This is a genomic window from Phytoactinopolyspora limicola (genome assembly GCF_011320225.1).
Taxonomy (GTDB): Bacteria; Actinomycetota; Actinomycetes; order Jiangellales; family Jiangellaceae; genus Phytoactinopolyspora; species Phytoactinopolyspora limicola.
The window spans coordinates 137,454-155,307 of the sequence record NZ_JAAOEN010000009.1; the positions used below are offsets into that span (position 1 = coordinate 137,454).

At 67.4% G+C, this 17,854-nt stretch carries 17 protein-coding genes; 11 read left to right on the forward strand and 6 right to left on the reverse strand.

The genetic code is table 11. The annotated features are described in order from the left end of the window. Positions 1-59 precede the first annotated feature (59 nt). Positions 60-452, forward strand: coding sequence for a DNA-binding protein (locus tag G8760_RS19970; protein ID WP_166354442.1), 393 nt, complete (start codon positions 60-62; stop codon positions 450-452). Next, positions 449-1,084 (forward strand): transcriptional regulator, encoded by a 636-nt coding sequence (locus G8760_RS19975; RefSeq protein ID WP_166354444.1) that lies wholly within the window; start codon positions 449-451, stop codon positions 1,082-1,084. The genes G8760_RS19970 and G8760_RS19975 overlap by 4 nt, the downstream gene beginning before the upstream one ends. 10 nt (positions 1,085-1,094) lie before the next feature. Here the strand turns inward: G8760_RS19975 and G8760_RS19980 are convergent, their stop codons facing one another. Beyond that, positions 1,095-1,517, reverse strand: a complete 423-nt coding sequence (locus G8760_RS19980; protein ID WP_166354446.1) for an uL11 family ribosomal protein — start codon at positions 1,515-1,517, stop codon at positions 1,095-1,097. 117 nt (positions 1,518-1,634) lie between these two features. Between G8760_RS19980 and G8760_RS19985 the strand changes: the two genes are divergently transcribed. Further along, positions 1,635-2,414 (forward strand): MerR family transcriptional regulator, encoded by a 780-nt coding sequence (locus G8760_RS19985; protein ID WP_246222623.1) that lies wholly within the window; start codon positions 1,635-1,637, stop codon positions 2,412-2,414. A gap of 205 nt (positions 2,415-2,619) precedes the next feature. Beyond that, the gene (locus G8760_RS19990) at positions 2,620-3,849 is read left to right on the forward strand and encodes an NAD(P)/FAD-dependent oxidoreductase (protein WP_166354448.1); all 1,230 of its coding nucleotides are present in this window, start codon (positions 2,620-2,622) and stop codon (positions 3,847-3,849) included. A 31-nt stretch (positions 3,850-3,880) separates the two neighbouring features. On the opposite strand, the gene G8760_RS19995 is transcribed toward G8760_RS19990, so the two are convergent. After that, entirely contained in the window at positions 3,881-5,170 is a 1,290-nt protein-coding gene (locus G8760_RS19995) for an MFS transporter (RefSeq protein ID WP_166354450.1), read from the reverse strand. A 252-nt stretch (positions 5,171-5,422) separates the two neighbouring features. Here G8760_RS19995 and G8760_RS20000 point away from each other — a divergent pair, with 252 nt between their 5' ends. Further along, positions 5,423-6,181, forward strand: coding sequence for a PIG-L deacetylase family protein (locus tag G8760_RS20000; protein ID WP_166354452.1), 759 nt, complete (start codon positions 5,423-5,425; stop codon positions 6,179-6,181). Further along, a complete protein-coding gene (locus G8760_RS20005) occupies positions 6,178-7,026 on the forward strand; it encodes a methyltransferase domain-containing protein (RefSeq protein ID WP_166354454.1) in 849 nt (282 codons plus the stop codon). The genes G8760_RS20000 and G8760_RS20005 overlap by 4 nt, the downstream gene beginning before the upstream one ends. A gap of 29 nt (positions 7,027-7,055) precedes the next feature. On the opposite strand, the gene G8760_RS20010 is transcribed toward G8760_RS20005, so the two are convergent. Further along, the gene (locus G8760_RS20010) at positions 7,056-8,537 is read right to left on the reverse strand and encodes a cation:proton antiporter domain-containing protein (protein ID WP_166354456.1); all 1,482 of its coding nucleotides are present in this window, start codon (positions 8,535-8,537) and stop codon (positions 7,056-7,058) included. Positions 8,538-8,583: 46 nt separating this feature from the next. Then, a complete protein-coding gene (locus tag G8760_RS20015; RefSeq protein WP_166354458.1) occupies positions 8,584-8,811 on the reverse strand; it encodes a cation:proton antiporter regulatory subunit in 228 nt (75 codons plus the stop codon). 205 nt (positions 8,812-9,016) lie between these two features. On the opposite strand from G8760_RS20015, the gene G8760_RS20020 reads away from it, so the two are divergent. Continuing rightward, positions 9,017-12,256, forward strand: coding sequence for a M14 family zinc carboxypeptidase (locus tag G8760_RS20020; RefSeq protein ID WP_166354460.1), 3,240 nt, complete (start codon positions 9,017-9,019; stop codon positions 12,254-12,256). Between the two features lies 1 nt (position 12,257). Here G8760_RS20020 and G8760_RS20025 read toward each other — a convergent pair whose 3' ends face one another. Beyond that, positions 12,258-12,683, reverse strand: a complete 426-nt coding sequence (locus G8760_RS20025; RefSeq protein ID WP_166354462.1) for a helix-turn-helix domain-containing protein — start codon at positions 12,681-12,683, stop codon at positions 12,258-12,260. Positions 12,684-12,697: 14 nt separating this feature from the next. Further along, positions 12,698-13,426: a hypothetical protein gene (locus tag G8760_RS20030; RefSeq protein ID WP_166354464.1), complete on the reverse strand. Its 729-nt coding sequence runs from the start codon at positions 13,424-13,426 to the stop codon at positions 12,698-12,700. A gap of 258 nt (positions 13,427-13,684) precedes the next feature. Here G8760_RS20030 and G8760_RS20035 point away from each other — a divergent pair, with 258 nt between their 5' ends. The 4 genes from G8760_RS20035 to G8760_RS20050 are packed head-to-tail and all read left to right on the forward strand — an operon-like array spanning position 13,685 to position 17,832. Beyond that, the gene (locus G8760_RS20035) at positions 13,685-14,752 is read left to right on the forward strand and encodes a FecCD family ABC transporter permease (RefSeq protein WP_207782532.1); all 1,068 of its coding nucleotides are present in this window, start codon (positions 13,685-13,687) and stop codon (positions 14,750-14,752) included. Further along, a complete protein-coding gene (locus G8760_RS20040) occupies positions 14,752-15,567 on the forward strand; it encodes an ABC transporter ATP-binding protein (RefSeq protein ID WP_166354468.1) in 816 nt (271 codons plus the stop codon). Before G8760_RS20035 ends, G8760_RS20040 begins: the two co-directional genes overlap by 1 nt. Before the next feature lie 10 nt (positions 15,568-15,577). Then, entirely contained in the window at positions 15,578-16,582 is a 1,005-nt protein-coding gene (locus tag G8760_RS20045) for an ABC transporter substrate-binding protein (protein WP_166354470.1), read from the forward strand. Then, positions 16,582-17,832 (forward strand): MFS transporter, encoded by a 1,251-nt coding sequence (locus G8760_RS20050; protein WP_207782533.1) that lies wholly within the window; start codon positions 16,582-16,584, stop codon positions 17,830-17,832. The genes G8760_RS20045 and G8760_RS20050 overlap by 1 nt, the downstream gene beginning before the upstream one ends. The last annotated feature ends 22 nt before the right edge of the window (positions 17,833-17,854 follow it).

The following is a 17,854-nucleotide window of genomic DNA, read 5'->3' on the forward strand; positions in this document are numbered from 1 at the left end:
CCGGGGCGCCTTTCAACAGAAGATTGACAACATTTTGTTGATTCTGCATGATCGGCTGCATGGACCGCAAGGACGACCTCACTCCAGCCGCCCCCGATCACTACCAGGCGCACCGCGAGCAGATGGCCAGCCGGCACCTGCTCGAGCTGGGCGCGAAGGCGCTCGACGCCCGGCCTTGGCGGCCCGCACCGGTCCCGCCGTCGGCGGTGGATCTGGTGCAGTTCGCCCTGTGGCGCGCTGGCGAGCTGGCGCCCGACGACCTCTTGAGTGCGCTGACGCTCCTGCCCGCGGCGCGTGCCGAGGTGGAAGGTCTCGAGACGGGTCTGCTGTTCGTGGCCCGCGCGGCCGGCCTGACCTGGGCACAGATCGCGGACGTGATGGGGTTCAACTCCCCGCAGGCGTGTCAGCAGCATTACCAGCGGTTGACGGCGCGTCGTGGTGCCGGCTCATGACCCGGGAGTCGCCATCCGAACTCTTGGTGCTCCATGCGGTCCGGGTGACCGGGTTCGCCGGCACCGCGAGGATCGCGCGGCGCTTCGCCCTCGACGAGTATGAGACGGCCGAGATCCTGCTGGACGCGGAGGCGCGTGGCTGGGTGGGGCAGGCCACCTTCGCCGACGTGCACGGCTGGTCGCTGACCGAGCGGGGCCGGGCCGAGAACGAGCGCCAGCTGGCCGCCGAGTTGGCGCGGGTCGGGGGCACCGGCGAGGTGCGTGCCGTCTATCGGGAGTTTCTTCCGCTGAACGGGCGCCTACAGCAAGCGTGCACCCATTGGCAGCTCCGGCCCGACTCCAACGGTCGGCTGCTCACCAACGACCATTCCGATCCCGGGTGGGACGCCGGCGTCGTGGACGAACTCGGCACGATCGGCGAGGGCTTGGCTCCACTCGCTAGCCGCCTCGAAGGTATCCTGCGACGTTTCCGCGGTTACCACACCCGGTTCGCGACGGCGCTGCGCAAAGCGCACGGGGGCGACGGCGGCTGGATCGACCGCACCGACATCGACTCCTGCCATCGCGTCTGGTTCGAGCTGCACGAAGACCTCATCGCCTCCCTTGGTCTCGACCGGGGCACCCAGCCTTAGAACCCGCGCGCTACCGCGTCACTCGCACCCCCATCGACCGGGCGGTGCCTTCGATCTGTCGTATGGCCGCCTGGATGTTCGTGGTGTTGAGATCCGGGAGTTTGCGACGGGCAATCGCCTCCAGGTCCCGCGCGGTGATGGTGGCGACGGACTGGTGTCCCGGCCGGGCGGCTCCGTCGCGGCGGATCACCTGCTTGATGAGAAACGCGGTGGGAGGGGTGGTGGTCCGCAGGTCCCACGAGCGGTCGTCATACACCGAAACGATGGCAGGGATGATCTCGCCGGCGTGCCGGGCCGTGTCGGCGTCATAGCGCCTCTTGACCTCCATCGTCGCCACCCCGTGCGGGCCGAGTGCCTTGCCCAGGTCGACCATCGCCGCGTTGCCGGCCTCGAGCTCGATCTTGATCACGGCCAGGGGCTTCTTCGGCGCCATCCGTTCCTCCTTGTGTTCGTTGGCGCCGATGACGCTATAAGTTGACGTTGCGTAAGAGTCAATCCGGATTTCCGGGGCGACGGCGGAGTTGACATTGACGCAGCGTCAAGTTTTACCGTGAGTACTCAAGGAGGTGGCAGTACGCCGATGGAGTGGTCGATCCAGGAAGTCGCCAAGATGACGGGGACCACCAGCCGAACCCTGCGCCACTACGGCGAGGTCGGACTGCTCACCCCCGCACGTATCGGACGCAACGGCTATCGGTTTTACGACCGGGACGCCCTCGTGCAGTTGCAGCGCATCCTGCTGCTGCGAGGCCTCGGCCTCAGTCTGCCGGTCATCAAACAGGTGCTCACCGAACACACCGACGTGGACGAGGCACTACAGGCCCATATCGGGTGGCTGCACCAAGAGCGAGAGCGGATCGGCCGGCAGATCGCGTCCGTGGAACGGACGCTGGCAGCGGTCCAACAAGGAGAAGAGTTGACGATGGAAACGATGTTCGACGGATTCGACCACCACCAGTATGAGGACGAGGTCCGCCAGCGATGGGGCGACGACGCGTGGCGGCGCAGCACTCAGTGGTGGACCAGCCTGTCCGCCGCTGAGCAGCAGGCGTTCAAACAACGCGCCGCACAGGTCAACGGTGCCTTGCGGGAGGCGGCCGAAGCCGGGCACCCTCCCGACTCGGAGCCATTCCAGCGTGCGGTCGAGGCACATCACACATGGCTGGGGGAGGCTTCCCCGCACGATCCCGCCGCGACGACCCGCGAGCGCTATCTCTGCCTAGCTGACATGTACGTCGCCGACGATCGTTTCGCCGCGGTCTACGGCGGACGGGTATGTGCTGAACGGATCCGGGAGGCGGTCGGCGTCTGGGTCGAACGCAACCTCTGAGCGACTTGTTCCTGCGCTCAGCTCCCGTTGAACAGCGCGGCGTACCGGTCCAGGTACGCCCACGCGTCATCCATTTGGTAGGTGGCCACGAGCGGTAAGCATCGACGAACATAACTATCGTCGGCAAGGCGACGGAGGGCCGTCGGCTCGGGTATCGCCACGAAGGCGTTGACATGGGTCGGTGTGCTCGGCAAGGGTCGAGGGTATGGCTGCTGCGCAAACATTCGTCATCGTGGGCGGCGGCCTGGCCGGCGCCAAAGCTGCCGAGACACTCCGGGCCGAGGGTTTCGACGGCCGGGTCGTCCTCATCGCCGGTGAGGCGGAGCTGCCCTACGAGCGGCCACCGCTGTCCAAGGGGTACCTGTTGGGCTCCGATGATCGCTCCAAGGCGCTGGTGCATCACCGTGATTGGTACACCGAGCAGGACGTCGAACTCCGGCTCGACACACGTGTCACGGCAGTGGACTCCAGTGCGCACGAGGTCGAGCTGGCCGGAGGAGAGCGGATCGGCTATCACAAGCTGCTGCTCGCCACCGGGTCGGTTCCCCGCCGGCTCGACGCGCCGGGTGCGGATCTGGCATCGGTGTTCTACCTGCGTGAGCTACCCGACGCCGACCACCTGCTCGACGTGTTGGAGCCTGGGCACCGAGTGGCCGTTGTTGGTGGTGGCTGGATCGGTCTGGAGGTCGCCGCTGCCGCCCGCACACATGGTGCCGAGGTCGCCCTTGTCGAGCTGACCGATCTGCCGCTGCTGCCCGTCCTGGGGCCCGAGGTCGCGCAGGTCTTCGCCGAGCTACATCGCGAGCACGGCGTCGACCTCCATCTCGGCACCGGGATCCGGGAGGTGATCGGCGCCGACGGTCGAGTGGTGGCGGTGGTCACAGCCACGGGTGCCGAGATCATGGCGGACACCGTCGTCGTCGGCATCGGCGCACGTCCAGCGCTGGAGCTCGCCGAGATGGCCGGGCTGGCGGTGGACGACGGCGTTCTGGTGGACGCATCGCTGCGCACCTCGGATCCGGACATCTACGCCGCTGGCGACATCGCCGAGGTCGACCACCCGTCGCTGGGCGGCCGGGTGCGGGTGGAGCATTGGGCGAACGCACTCGATGGTGGCCCCGTCGCGGCGCGGGCGATGCTGGGGCACGACGTCAGCTACGACCGGTTGCCGTACTTCTTCACCGACCAATACGACCTCGGCATGGAGTACATCGGGCACGCCCCGCCTGGTTCGTACGACGATGTCGTGCTCCGCGGCGACGTAGCGGGCCGGGCGTTCTATGCCTTCTGGCTCTCCGCGGGCCGGGTTCTGGCCGGCATGCACGTCAACCTGTGGGACGACGGCGTCGGCCCGGTAGAAGCATTGGTGCGCTCCGGACGTACGGTCGACGCGAGCAAACTCGCCGATCCCGCGGTGCCGATCGACCAGGTGTAGCGGCTCCGCGCTACGACGGCCCCGGTGGCGCTCAGCGTACCCGGGTCGTGGGACGCAGCAACGTCGTCACCGTGAGGGCGGCGACGAGCGCCGTGATGGCGAGTCCGATGGCCACCACGCGGATGCCGTCGTCGAGTCCGGCGCCGCCGAGCTGTTCTCCGGTGGCGCTGGCCAGCGTGGCCGCGACGATGGTCAGACTGACCGCTTCGGTGGCGAGCCGGGCGGTGTTGAACAGGCCGGCGGCGGTGCCCGCTTGATCGTCGGGGAGGGCTCCGACGGCCATGCCGTCCACGACGCCGTTGGTCAGGCCCGGGCCGGTACCGATGAGAATGAACGGAATAGCAAGCATCCAGACGTGCGGTTCCTGGAACGCGACCGGCAGCAGCGCCGCTCCCGCCGCGGTGCATACCAGCGCGGCGGGCAGGAAGAACCGGATCGGAACCCGGCGGGCCAGCCGGGCACCGAGTGGCGGGAACACCAGAGCGGGCACGGTGAGCAGCAACATGATCGTGCCGGCGGCCGCGGTGCCGCGTCCGGTGACCTCGATCAAGTACGTCGGCAGGTAGATGACCAACGGGACCAGCACGGCCATGAACACGCCGGCGGTCACAGCGCAGGCGGTGAAGCGGCGGTTACGCAGCACCTTCAGGTCGAACATGGCTGAGGTGGTGCACCGTTCGACGACCACGAATGCCGCTGTGAGCAGGACGGTCGTCGTCACGGTGGCGAGCGAGAATGGGTGTGTCCAGCCTCGCCCGGGCGCCTCGTTCAGGGTGACGACAAGGCCGAGGAGGGCTGCGGTGAACAGCAGGCCGCCGGCCCAGTCGATACGGCTGGTCCGACTCGGCGGGCGAAGGCCTGGAATCGCCAGGGCCAGCAGGCCTGCCACCGCGGCCGCCACGGCGGGTACCGCGAACGTCGCACGCCAGCCACCGGCGGACACCAGCATGCCGCTGACGGTGGGGCCAAAGGCGAGCCCGGTGCCGAGGACCATGCCGAGGCCGGCGAACGCCCGGGCGCGGGCCGCGACGAGCCCAGCGGCGCTGAACACGGTGGTGCCAACCAGGAAGATGCGGCGCCGGCCCAGGACGTCAGCGAGGGTCCCGCAGAGGGCGAGGAAGGCCGCGAAGACAGCGTTGTAGCCGGTGACGACCCAGGCCGTGCCGGCGGCGTCGGCGTCGAAGTCGGCGATGATCCCTGGCAGGGCGAGGGAAGCGCCGGTGATGGTCAGCGGGAAGATCAGCGCCGCGGTCAGTACCGCGGCAGGAACGAGAACATGGACAGGTCGGCGAGCACGCTCGCCAAGGCTCAGAGAAGACACGGTTGGCCCCGGAAAGAGATAGGTGGGAGCCAGCGCCTGGCGCCGGCAGCGGAAAGGCTGCGCGGCGGCCGGAGATCTACGTAGGGTTCAGGCCGCCGCTATCGGGCGGCAGCCCTGTCTGAGATGCGCACGGAAGTATGTTACCCCGCCTTGACCGTGCCTTGACCGTCGGAGGTGACACTGCGGGTGCTCCACGGCCCGCATCCGCACGGGGGTGTCCGGCCTTGTTCCGTACCGCATTTCAGGTGGCGCATGATGGTTCTGGATCCACATCACCTCGGCACGATCCTCGGCGTCTGGGCACATCCCGACGACGAGGCATACCTCTCCGGTGCGCTGATGGCCACCGCGGTCCACGACGGGCGGCGGGTCGTGTGTGTCACGGCCACGCAGGGCGAGGCGGGTTTCCCCGATGACGACGCACGCGACGTCGCCGAACGCAAGGCGGTACGCGCCGCTGAGTGTGCGGCGTCGCTGGAGATCCTTGGTGTCACCGAGCATCTGTGGCTCGGCTATCCCGACGGCGGGTGCCACCTCGTCGATCCGGCCAATCCCGCGGCGAAACTGGCCACGTTGATCGACGAGGTCCGCCCGGACACCATCCTCACCTTCGCCCCGGACGGCATGACGGGGCACGGGGACCATGTGGCGGTGAGCCACTGGACCACGCTGGCGGCCCGCCAGGCCGGGTCGGGGGTACCCGGCGGTGCCCGGTTGCTGTACGCCACCAAGACCGCCGACTGGAACCACCGCTTCAGCACCTACCTCGATCTCGACGCCGTCATGATGGTCGAGGGGATGCAGCCGCCGGAGGTCGACCCGGCCGAGCTCGCTCTCTGGTTCCGTCCCGCCGGCGGTGTGCTCGACCAGAAGCTGCGGGCGTTGCGGGCCCAGGCCAGTCAGATCGAACCGCTGTATGAGGTGGTGGGTGAGGCCGGCTTCCGTGACCTTGCCGCCGAAGAGTTCTTCCGGGAGCCGCACCCCGACGACTGGCCGTGGGGCCCGTCATGACGACGAAGCAGCCGGCCCTCGATGCTCAGCTGGGTTACTCGAAGGTCGACGGACAGCCCGACGTCGCCGCCGTGCTGGCCGGCATGGACGCAACCGCCACCTGGCCGGCCGTGCGGTATCTGCGGGACTGGGAGCACACCCGGCTGGTGCCAGGTGTGGGCGACCGGGTCCTCGACGTCGGTTGTGGCCTTGGTGACCTCGCCATCCGCTTCGCCGCGCACGTGGCGCCGACGGGTCGGGTGGTCGGCGTCGATTCGAGTGCGGCCATGCTGACGGTGGCCGCCGAGCGAGCCGCGGCGGCGGGACTTCACGTCGATTTCCGCGCCGCGGACGCTGCTGCGCTCGCCGAGCCGGACGAATCGTTCGACGTCTGCCGCTCGGAGCGGGTGCTGCAATGGTTGGACCGGCCCGAACGCGCGGTCGCCGAGATGGTGCGGGTCCTCGCACCCGGCGGCCGGATCTGCATCGCCGACACCGACTGGCAGACCTTAACCGTCGACCTCCCCGACGATGACGTCGTCGTCGCCTTCCGGGCGGCGATCCGGCGGCTGCGCGGTGCTCCCGCGTCGGTCGGAAGTGCACTGTTCAACCTCTGCCGAGATGCCGGCTTGGTGGATCTTGATGCCACCGCCGCGACACACATCTGGACCCGCTGGGATCCGGACACCGAGCTGGCACCAGAGGGTATCTTCCCGGTTCCGCCGATCGTGCGGCAGATGATCGATGCCGGGGTGCTCGACGAAGCGATCGGTGAACGGTTCGTCGAGCAGCTGGTCGACGCCGCCCGGGCCGGCCGGTTCTTCATGTCGATCGGGATGTTCGCCGTGTTCGGGCGGCGGCCCTGACGGTGCGGTTGGGCAGCGTGCCGGTGTGGTCAGGTGGTGTGCTGGCGGCCGATGGGGGCCCGGACGAGTGTTTCGTCGATGAAGCAGTACCGCCATGGGTGGCCCGGCTCGAGCGACTGGATGATGGGGTGCGCCTCGTTGGCCGCGTGGGCACTGGCATGCCGGTTGGGTGAGTCGTCACAGCACCCCACCTCCCCACACGTCACGCACAGCCGCAGCTCAACCCAGCTGTCGCCCAGCTCGACGCAGGTGGGACAGACGGTGGTGGTGGTGTTGGTGACCCGGATCTGGTCGAGATGGGTGCACGACGTGCTGGTGGTCTCCTCCCGGACGTAACGCCAGCCGCGTCGGAGCACCCAGTCGGGCATGACCCGCGCCAGGTAGTGCGACTGTGCCGCCAGTAGCGGGCTGACGATGGCCAGGATCAGCACGTAGAGCGCGACGAACGGTCCGATCCGGGGGTCTAGCCCGGCGGCGAGCGCCAGCGTGGCGAGGATCAACGAGAACTCACCTCGGCCGAGGATGGTCAGCCCGATGTTGGCGGCGCCGCGCTGGTTGAAGCCGAATAGCCGGGCCGCGACGATGCCGGCGGTGATGTTGCAGACGAGGGTCAGGCACACCGCCAGAATGACCGGCACCGCCACCTGGCCGAGGTCGCCGATGTCGATGGTGAGCCCGAACGCGACGAAGAAGACGGCGGCGAACACGTCGCGCAGGGGGAGGGTGAGGCGTTCTACCCGTTCGCGGACCGCGGTCTGCGAGACCACTAGGCCGACGAGGAGTGCGCCGATGGCGTCGGACACCCCAACCTCCTCGGACACGCCGGCGACGAGCACCACCAGCCCGACGACGAGAACCGCGAGGAGTTCGTCCTCGCGGCTGCCGATCAGGGTGCCGACGGCGCGGGCGCCGTACCGTGCGACGGCGAACAACACCAGCAGGAAGCCGAAGCTGACGGCGATGTCGCGGACCAGCTCCAGCGGTGACTCGGCCGCCGACAATACCGGTGCCAGCAGCGCCAGATAGAACGCGAGGAAGATGTCCTCGATCACGATGATGCCCAGGATCACCGGCGTCTCGGCGTTGGTGAGCCGGTGCAGCTCGATCAGCAGCTTGGTGACGATCGCCGACGACGAAATACCCACCGCGCCGGCGATGACGAGTGCTTCGGCGGTGCCCCACCCGAACGACAGTCCGAGCAGGAACCCGGCCGTGACGTTGAGTCCGATGTAGAAACCGGCGGCGAGGAACAGCTTGCGGCCGCTACCGAGCACCTGTTCCAGCGGGAAGTCGACGCCGAGGTGGAACAGCAGCAGCACCAGGCCGAGTGCGGCGAGCATCGCGAGATCCTCAGGGTGCTCGACCAGCACGGGTCCCGGTGTGCCCGGTCCGAGGATGATACCGGCCACCATGTAGCAGGGAATGGTCGGCAGCCCGATCCGGCGGCCGAGCCGGGCGAGGATACCGGCGAGGAGAACAACCGCACCGAGTCCGACCAGGTCAACGTGCATCGTTCACTCCCCGTGGTGAAACGCCGAATCACCCGCGACGCACGGATCACGCCTCGAAGAACGTCTGCGCCAGGACCGCCCCGAGCTTGCGCGCCTGCTCCTCGTTGAGCTCGATCACCGCGGTTGGGTCAGCCGAGGCCGACGCGAAGACGTAGAGGTCGCGTACCCCGCCCGTCCGCACCACCACCGACACCCGCTGGTCGGCGCGGCCGAGGTCGACATCGTACTTCTTGCCGACACCCGGCAGATCCTGAACGTGTACACCTTTGCCCATAGCCGTATCTTGGCACCCGGGCCCGGCAATTGACCCATCTTTCCCATGATCATGAACACTTCGTGTCCTATATGGATCACTAGTGTTCATGATCATTGGCGAGGGGGCGCCTAGATCTCAAGAGTTGCTCAAAGCGGGTTACGCCAACGCTGGGGTCACTGGTTGCGTGTGCGGAAAGCGGCATGCGGCGAGAGGACTGGTCGGCATGATTCGACGTGCGCGTCAGGTACCTGTGAGACGCAGCGGTGTGGTCGTCACGGCGGTGGCGATGGTCGCTGGGCTGATGTCGGTCGCGGGAGTGGCTGCCGCGGAGACACCTGTAGCGCGGGCTCCAGCCAGCACGTCCGGCGCGCCCCAGGTTCAGATCACGGCGCCTTCCGCGGATGAGCCGCTCGTCGCGCAGGCCGGCGATACAACCGAGGTGTCATTTACCGCGAACCGGTCCTGGCCGTTCGTGGTGGACCTCCGGGATTCCGCGGCCGACGGCGCGTGGCTGGAGTTCGCCGACGGCACCGGCAGCGGAACGGCGGAATCAGGCGGCAATGATGTTGCGGTATTGATCCCGGACGATCTGGCCGAAGGCGAGTACGACCTGCGGGTGCGGCTGTTCACCCCGGGGGCCGATCCCGGCCGCCATAGGGCGGTGGCCGAAACTCAGGCCGATGCCGGCTTGCATGTAGAGACCGATTCGGAGCTGGGAACCTTCTCGACCGATTTCTCGGGCTACCCGGCCTGGGATCAGCCAGCCGACTGGTCGGCGCTGTGGGCTCCGAGCAACTTCTACATCCAGCACGACCCTAATCGCCTGATGCACTACGGCCATTTCAACACTGGTGGCCGGAAACTGATGACGCCCGACGCGGTCGGCTCGGTGTCCGGCGACGTCGAAGTGGCCACACTCGTCCGGATCGACGAGCCGATGCCAACGACCCGGTTCCAGCTGCATCTGCACGCGTCCGGCGAGCGCGGCGACGAGAATGCGTACTACCTGGACGTGCGGCCGGAGGTCACCCGGATCAACCGTGTCGTCGACGGTTCGTTCAGTGTCCTGGACAGCGGGACCACCGATCCCGCGTTCGAGTCCGACCGCTGGTATCACGCGGTTCTTGCCCGTGACGGTGAGGTGTTGCGCGCCAAGGTGTGGCCATACGGGGAATCCGAACCGGACGAATGGCTCGTCGAAACCACCGACACCAGCCACTCGGCCGGGCACGTCGGCGTAGGCGCACCTCCGGGAACCAACAACGACACCGCGCAGTTCGCATGGTTCGGCGTCGGCTACGACGGCAACGAAGCGCCGCGCGCCCCATCCGGCGTGGTTCCGCTGCCGTCCGAGCCTGCCCAGGTCACCGGGCTGACCGCTGTCGCCTCGCTCAAAGGCATCACCCTGCGCTGGGACGCAGACCCGCAGGCCGCCTGGTTCGACGTCGAGCGCGACGGCGCCGTCATCACCGACCGGTGGCGGCAGGCGTCGTACTACGACCCGCTAACGACCGACGGCGTATCCGGGACCTACCGGGTCCGCACGGTCGACGCCGTGCACGGGCCCGGCGACTGGTCCGAACCGGTAACCGTCAGCGCCACCGACTGGCCCAGCGACCTGCTCACCGCATTCGAAGCCTCGGCCGCTGGTGAGTGGACCACCCATGAAGAGGAGCTGGACTACACCGCCGCCTTGGCTGACGCCTCCGGACGGGTCGCCGTCGAGGAGATCGGCAGGTCTGGACAGGATCGCTCGATCCAGCTCGTGCGGGTGGGATATCCCGAAGCGCCGGGCGACGACGACATCAGCGACCGGCCCGCGGTGCTGTTCAGCTGCAACCAGCACGGCGACGAACCCGCCGGGCGGGAGGCCTGCCTGATCGAACTGCGTGAGCTGGCCTTCTCCGACGACCCCGAGGTACGTCAGTTCCTCTCGGAATGGGCGGTTTTGTTCGTGCCCACCCTGAACACCGACGGCCGGGAAGAGAACGAGCGGCGCGCCAACGGCATCGATACCAACCGGGATCACGTCGAGTTACGGTCACCGGAAGCGCGAGCGCTGACCGAGCTGATCCGTGATACCGAACCCATCCTGCAAGTCGACTTACACGAGGCCCAGTTCCAGCCGGACGGCCGGCGCGAGGCCGAGTTCCAGTCACCGGGCAACTTGAACAACCATCCCGATCTGAACGACCTGTCGTGGTCAATGGTGACCGACGACCACCTGCCCGCCGTGGCAGAAGGTGGTTTCCACGGCGGCTACTACATGGTCCGCAGCTCCGGCTATCCGGGACCGGTGGGGCTCACGCAGGCCGGCGGGGCGCGGCACATGGCGGCCATTCTGGTTGAGACGTTGCGGCGGCCGACGTCATACCGTGCCGAGGAGACCGGCGACGAACACGACCCGCATGTCCGGCAGCGACGAGTCAGCAATCACCGGTTCTCCAGCCTGGAGCGGACCCGGAAGATCGCCTTGGAACGCCGGGAAGAGATCGAAGCAGCGTCGGCGGCCTCGGCTGCCGCCGCGGTGGCCAACGAAGGCCCGCTCTACTTCAGCGGGAGCGTCGTCGTCGATCCGGATCCCGATCTGGTGATCGATCCACCGTGCGGTTACGTTCTCGAACCACTGGCGTTCGATACCGTCGAACCGGTGCTCGACGCGCACGGGATCGACTCGTACACGTCGCCGGCCGGTCACGTCATACCGCTCGGGCAACGCAACCGGATCATGGTCGCGACCATGTTCGACGAGTTGTCCGGCAACGCCATTGCCGCTGGCAAGCGAGTGGATGTCTGCCCCGAACCGGGCGAGATCGAACCGCCGGACGGAACGACGTTCACCTTCGACTTCAGCGATCAGGAACCTGGAGCCGCGCCCTCGGGCTGGACCGAGATCTGGCGGCCGGGAGACTGGACCGTTCTGGACAACCCCGCGCGCCTGCGCCACACCACGACGGAGGACACCCCTGGCCGGCAGGTGCTCGCCGCCGACGAACTGCACGCCATCGAAGGTGACGTCGACATCAACGCGGTCGTGCGGGTGGGGGAGGACGCACCGAACCTGCGCCTGCAGTTGTGGCTGCGCGCCGACCCTGGCAGCCCAACCGGATCCGAGACCGGGTATTACGCCGACGTCTTCGGCGACAGTGTCCGGCTGAACCGGTTACACGAAGGTTCGTTTGTGTCCGGTTCCAGCCACGACTTCGGTGGCATGGAACCGCACACCTGGTATCAGATCCGTGCTCAGCGGTTGGGGCCGCGCAACTACGTGAAGATCTGGGTCTACGGCGAACCTGAACCGGACGAGTGGATGACCGGTTCCACACCCGGCGACACAATCGACAGCGGCGCGATCGGCTTCGGCCACAGCGGGTCGGCCGGTGCGGACATCGACTGGGCGTTTCTCAGTGTTGGTGTTGACGGCCAGCCAGCCCCACAGCCGGAGCTGCCCGACGACTATTAGTTCACCGGGTCTGGCGGGCGATATCCTCGATCTGTTCGAGGATGGCTGCCGAGGGCACTACCTTGCCGGATGCGTAGGTAGACAGTCGGGAGGCCGAAGTGCCCAGGCGTTCAGCGAACTGCGTCTGAGATAGCCCGGAGTAGGCGATGGCTTCCCGGATCTTGCGGGCGACGCGTTCCTTCGGTGTCTCGCGGGCGCGGTCGAGCACCAAGCGCAGTACCGCGGCGCTCGACTGAGACTCGGCCATGTCGAGTGCTTCGGCGAGATCCTGGGCAACCTCGCCGTGTGGGTCCTTCACAACCCGTCCCGCGATTCGCCGCCAGTCGGTGAGGTCGCCGCGGTCGATCGCTGCGAGGATGCCTTCTACGCCCCACATCTCGACGGGATCGTCAGGGCTAACGTTCAGGTTGCGAAACTTCAGAGCCACGGTGCCCCCTTTCTTTAGCGGTAGTCTCCATAGGCAATCAGCCTTGCCACCTGCTGGCACTGGCTAGCGACGTTGGTCCAGTCATGCCAACGTGGGTGCAGCCCCTTGTAGTCCCGTAGACGGCGAAGCACCCGTGAGTCTTTAGGCTGTGGGTCCGCCAGCTGCCGGGTCAGCTGCGTGATGACCGAGCCCTCACGAACATCGGAGTAGTAGCGGTCAATATCGCTGAAGACGCGAGCTGAGGGTCCGGCACCATAGCGATCGCTTAGTGCCGCGACATCAAGATAGTCGCGAACGGCGTTGCGAGCGACGATAAGGAAGCCCTTGATGCGCAGCGTTTCCTCGAATGTCGGTACGGTCACGACCTGATCAGAGGGGAGCCGAACACGGATCGTCTCCAGCGGTGTGGCACGGCGCAGTTGCCTCACGCCGCTTTCGATGCCCCCTAGCTCACCGAGAACGACCTTCCCGGCCGCGGCACGATTGGTGACCCAGTCACCTTCGCGTTCTAGTGCGTCCAGGACGACGTCGAAGCGTTGTTTCAGGTCGTGTAGGACATGGTCGTGGTCGTAGGAAACCCGGTGACCCGCGTATAACGCCGCGGCAGAGCCGCCAACGAGTACGGCATCAGGTACCCGCTGTTGGAGTTCGGCAGCCGACTCCAGCACTGCAAGCAGGTCTGCGTGCCGGTCGGGCAACTCCCGCTCGACTTGTGCGGCGCTCGGTTGTTCAGGGTGTTCCATGACGGCAGTTTATCTGAACTGATAATAGTAGGGCGGGGTAGCCGGATCCGTTCGGCGTATTCGTGCCACCTGGCTACCGTGGCGAGGCCGGTCTTGGAGTCCGTCCGCGAGGCTTGCTGGTACTAGCTGACCAGGTGGCCTCGCTGCATCCTGCTCGGCGCCGGGTAAGGTTATATTGATTCCCAATAACTTTAACTCCTGCGTAGAAGGTGGCGGTGTCGCTTGGCCGTGTCGACCAAGGCTGCGAGTGTTCCCTCTGTGCAAGCCTCAAGACCGGCCCGGCGGCGAGGTTCTCGTGCCGCCACTGCCGGGCTGATTCTGGGTTTGTCCGTCTGCCTGATCGGTTCGGTATTCGTGGCGATCGGCCTGGGGTCGGCGGTGGTGCCGCCGGCGGACACGGTCCGGTATCTGTGGGCGTCGGTGACGGGTGGGACGATCCCGGCGGACGAGGTGACGCGCTACCAGATCATCTGGCAGATCCGTACGCCGCGGGTGCTGCTGGCGGCCATCGTGGGGGCCGGCCTGGCCGTCGTAGGTGCGGCGATCCAAGCCCTGGTGCGCAACTCGCTGGCCGACCCCTACATCCTGGGAGTTTCGTCCGGCGCGTCAGTGGGCGCGGTGACGGTCTCGCTGTTCGGGGTGTTGTCGACGCTCGGGATCTACGCGGTGTCAGTCGGCGCTTTCGCTGGAGCGCTCGTCGCCACGGCGTTGGTGTACCTGATCGCCTATGGCCGGGTCGGCGTGACCCCGCTTCGGCTGGTGCTGACCGGGGTGGCGTTGTCCTTCGGCTTCCAAGCGGTGATGAGCGTGATGATCTATTTCACGCCCACCAGCGAGTCGACCTCGACGGTGCTGTTCTGGACTATGGGCTCCTTCGGTGCGGCCACGTGGGGGTCGCTGCCGGTGGTGGTGGCCATCGTCATCGCTGGGATCGTGGTGTTGCGCCGGTTCAGCCGGCCCCTCGACGTAATGGCGCTGGGCGACGAGACGGCGGCGAGCCTGGGCGTCGACTCGGTCCGGGTACGCCGGGGGCTGTTCGTCGTCACCGCGGTGATGACCGGCGCGATGGTCGCCGTCAGTGGAACCATCGGCTTCGTCGGCCTGGTGATCCCACACATCACCCGCATCCTCATCGGCGCTCCACATGCCCGGTTGCTGGTGATCGCGCCGTTCCTCGGGGCCATCCTGATGGTCTGGGTCGATCTGATCTCTCGCACACTGGTCGCTCCGCGCGAGCTTCCGCTGGGTGTCCTGACCGCACTGATTGGGGTGCCGGTGTTCATCATGCTCATGCGGCGCAAAGGCTACGTCTTCGGAGGCCGGTGATGGAGCTGCGCACCGAGGATCTGACGGTTGAGATCGACGGTAAGGCGCTCGTCGCGGACCTGCGCCTGGACGCGGTGTCGGGCCAGGTGCTCGGCCTGGTTGGCCCCAACGGCTCGGGCAAGTCGACCGCTCTGCGGTGTATCTACCGGGCGTTGAAACCCAGCAGGGGAGTGGTCCGGATCGGCGGGGCGGACCTCACCGACCTCCCGCTTCGGGAGAGCGCCCAGCGGATCGCGGCACTCACCCAGCAGGGCGAAGCCGATTTCGACTTCACGGTTGACGAGGTCGTCGCGCTCGGCCGCACCCCACACAAACACGGCAACCAGCCGCTGACCGCCGCGGAGCGCGAGTTGTGCCGAACCGCGATGGCCCAGATGGATGTGCTGCACCTCGCCGACCGCGGGATCCTCGGCCTGTCCGGCGGAGAGCGGCAGCGGGTGCTGGTGGCGCGGGCCCTGGTTCAACAGCCGGAGATCCTCGTCCTGGACGAGCCGACCAACCATCTCGACATCCGCCACCAGATCGAACTACTGGGCTACCTGCGCGGCTGCGGCCGCACGGTCATCGTCGTCCTACACGACCTGAACCTAGCCTCGGCCGTCTGCGATCACATCGCCGTGCTCGCCGGAGGGCGCCTGGTCACCCACGGCACCCCGACGAAGGTGCTCACACGTGAGCTCATCGTCGAGGTCTTCGGGGTGGAGGCCGTCATCGTGCGGCATCCCCTCAGCGGTGACCCGCAGATCTTGTTCGCCCTCGACGGCATGCCGTCGTCGACACCCACATCCGCGCCCACCCCGGCGCGACTCGTTTGAAAGGGACACCATGCATTTCCCCAGGTACACCAGCCTGTCCGCAGCCACGGCCGCCGTCGTCGCGTTGACGCTGAGCGCATGTGGTGCCGAGACCGAGACGGCAGCTGACGGAGAGGCACAGACCAGCACGGTGAACCGGTGTGGCGAGCCAGTGGAGTACACCGTGCCGCAGCGGGCGGTGGTCTACGAAGGGGGTAGCGCCGACAAGCTGTTCGCTCTGGGACTGGTCGACCACGTGCACGGCTACGTGATGCCGCCGGCCAACCCGCCGGTGGAGGAGTCGCCATGGGCAGCGGACTACGAGCAGGTCGAGTTCCTCTCCGACGACCTGCTCAACCGGGAGCTCGTCGTCGACGCCAACGCCGACTTCGTTGTGGCCGGCTGGAACTCCGGCTTCTCCGACTCGCGTGGCATCACGCCGGAGATCCTCGACACCCTCGACATTCAGAGCTTCATGCACGCGGAGTCCTGTTTCAACTATCCCGGTTTCCCGGAGCAGCACACTCCGTTCGACGGGTTGTACACGGACCTGGAACGGCTCGGCCAGATCTTCGGTGTCGAAGACCGGGCCGCCGACCTCGTCGCCGAGTACAAAGAACGGGTCGCCGCGGTCCAGGATCAAGCCCCGGATGGCGACCCCGTGAAGGTCTTCCTCTACGACTTCGGTACCGCGAAACCATTCACCGCCGCCAGCCAGGTGCCACCGAACGACATCATCCGGTTCGCCGGCGGCGTCAACATCTTCGGCGACGTCGAGGCGCGATGGACCGAGACCAGCTGGGAATCGGTGGTCGAGGCCGAGCCAGAGATCATCATCATCCTGGAATACAACGATCAGCCGGCCCAGGAGAAGATCGACTTTCTGAAGGAGAACCCGACCACCGCGACACTGCCCGCCGTAGTAAACGACGAGTTCTACATCCTCGACTACAACGAGGCGATCTCCAGTCCACGCAACATCGACGGGTTGGAGAAGTTCGCCGAATACCTGCGTGAGTACGTCGCCACGCCGTGATGAGCTCTGCCCCCACCGAGCCACGGCCAGCCACCGATGGCGCGATCATCCGTGCCCTGTGGGTGGTGCTGCTCGCCGCGATCATTGGGCTGTTCCCGTTCACCATCTACTCGACCTTCCTGGTCCCCATCGCCGAAACGGCCGGGACCGACGAGGCGGTGGCCGGGAGCCTACGCGGGCTCGGTGGGGTGGCGGCGTTGGCCGTCGGGATGGGGTTCGCTCCGCTGCTGGCCCGATGGTCGCGGCCGCACACCATCGCCACCAGCCTCGGCCTGCTCGCGGTCGTCAGCGTCGTCGGCGCCACCGGCTCGTTGCCGGCACTCATCGTGTTCTGTCTCGGGATCGGCGCGGCGACGGCGGTCCTGACCCCCGCCCTGCTCGGCGCCGCCACATCGGCTTTCACCGGGCCCGGCGACGCGGGCCGGGCCGCGACGATCGTGACCGCCACCCAGTCTCTTGCTGCCGTCCTCGCGGCGCCCGTGATCGGGGTGATGGGCTGGCGGTGGGGCTGGCAGGGGGCGTTGTTGGCGACCGCCGGGCTCGCGGGTGTTGTTGCCACGACGACGATCCGAGTGGCCCGGCAGAGCTCCGAAGGGGATCGGCGCGAGTCCAACAGCCCATCGGAACCTCCCCTCGGATACCTCGCGTCGTTCCGGGCGCTCCGGGCGCGGCCCGATCTCCTGGCGCTCATCACCATCGCCGCGCTGCGGACCGCCTCCTTCATGGGGTACCTGGCCTTTCTCGCCGTGCAGTACAACGACACTTTCGGCATCGGGCCCGAGGTCTTCACGCTGATCTGGACGCTCAGCGGAGCTTCCTTCTTCGCGGGCAACTACCTCGCCGGGCGCTGGGTCCGATCCGGTTCCGGTCTGCGCCCCCGGGTGTTCTTCGTACTCGGGCTCACCGGGGCCACCGCCGCGGTGCTAGTGGTCTTCACCGTGCCGTGGTTGCCGCTGGCCCTGGCCGCGACCGTCGTCATGGGATTCGGTCACGCGATGGTCGCCGCCCAGGTCACCACCTCCATCGCCCATCGTGGCGGGCCGCTGACCACCACCGCGTACAGCATCAACGCCGCCGGTATGAGCCTCGGAGTGTTCGCCGGCGCGGCTTTTGGTGGCCTCGGCCTCGCCGTCGCGGGCTCGACCGGCCTCGCTATCGCCCTCGCGCTGCCCACCCTGATCGCAGCTCTGCTGGTCCGGGCCGCGACAGCTGTGTCCTCCGTCGTCGCGTTCAGCGAGTCGGACCAGTGACGCGGCGGGTTCGGTCAGGCGG

Bases quoted from the DNA above. Each gene is read 5' to 3' on its own strand.
- G8760_RS19970 (WP_166354442.1), top strand. From the start codon at position 60: ATGGACCGCAAGGACGACCTCACTCCAGCCGCCCCCGATCACTACCAG.
- G8760_RS19975 (WP_166354444.1), top strand. From the start codon at position 449: ATGACCCGGGAGTCGCCATCCGAACTCTTGGTGCTCCATGCGGTCCGG.
- G8760_RS19980 (WP_166354446.1), bottom strand. From the start codon at position 1,517: ATGGCGCCGAAGAAGCCCCTGGCCGTGATCAAGATCGAGCTCGAGGCC.
- G8760_RS19990 (WP_166354448.1), top strand. From the start codon at position 2,620: ATGGCTGCTGCGCAAACATTCGTCATCGTGGGCGGCGGCCTGGCCGGC.
- G8760_RS20000 (WP_166354452.1), top strand. From the start codon at position 5,423: ATGATGGTTCTGGATCCACATCACCTCGGCACGATCCTCGGCGTCTGG.
- G8760_RS20005 (WP_166354454.1), top strand. From the start codon at position 6,178: ATGACGACGAAGCAGCCGGCCCTCGATGCTCAGCTGGGTTACTCGAAG.
- G8760_RS20010 (WP_166354456.1), bottom strand. From the start codon at position 8,537: ATGCACGTTGACCTGGTCGGACTCGGTGCGGTTGTTCTCCTCGCCGGT.
- G8760_RS20015 (WP_166354458.1), bottom strand. From the start codon at position 8,811: ATGGGCAAAGGTGTACACGTTCAGGATCTGCCGGGTGTCGGCAAGAAG.
- G8760_RS20020 (WP_166354460.1), top strand. From the start codon at position 9,017: ATGATTCGACGTGCGCGTCAGGTACCTGTGAGACGCAGCGGTGTGGTC.
- G8760_RS20030 (WP_166354464.1), bottom strand. From the start codon at position 13,426: ATGGAACACCCTGAACAACCGAGCGCCGCACAAGTCGAGCGGGAGTTG.
- G8760_RS20040 (WP_166354468.1), top strand. From the start codon at position 14,752: ATGGAGCTGCGCACCGAGGATCTGACGGTTGAGATCGACGGTAAGGCG.
- G8760_RS20045 (WP_166354470.1), top strand. From the start codon at position 15,578: ATGCATTTCCCCAGGTACACCAGCCTGTCCGCAGCCACGGCCGCCGTC.
- G8760_RS20050 (WP_207782533.1), top strand. From the start codon at position 16,582: ATGAGCTCTGCCCCCACCGAGCCACGGCCAGCCACCGATGGCGCGATC.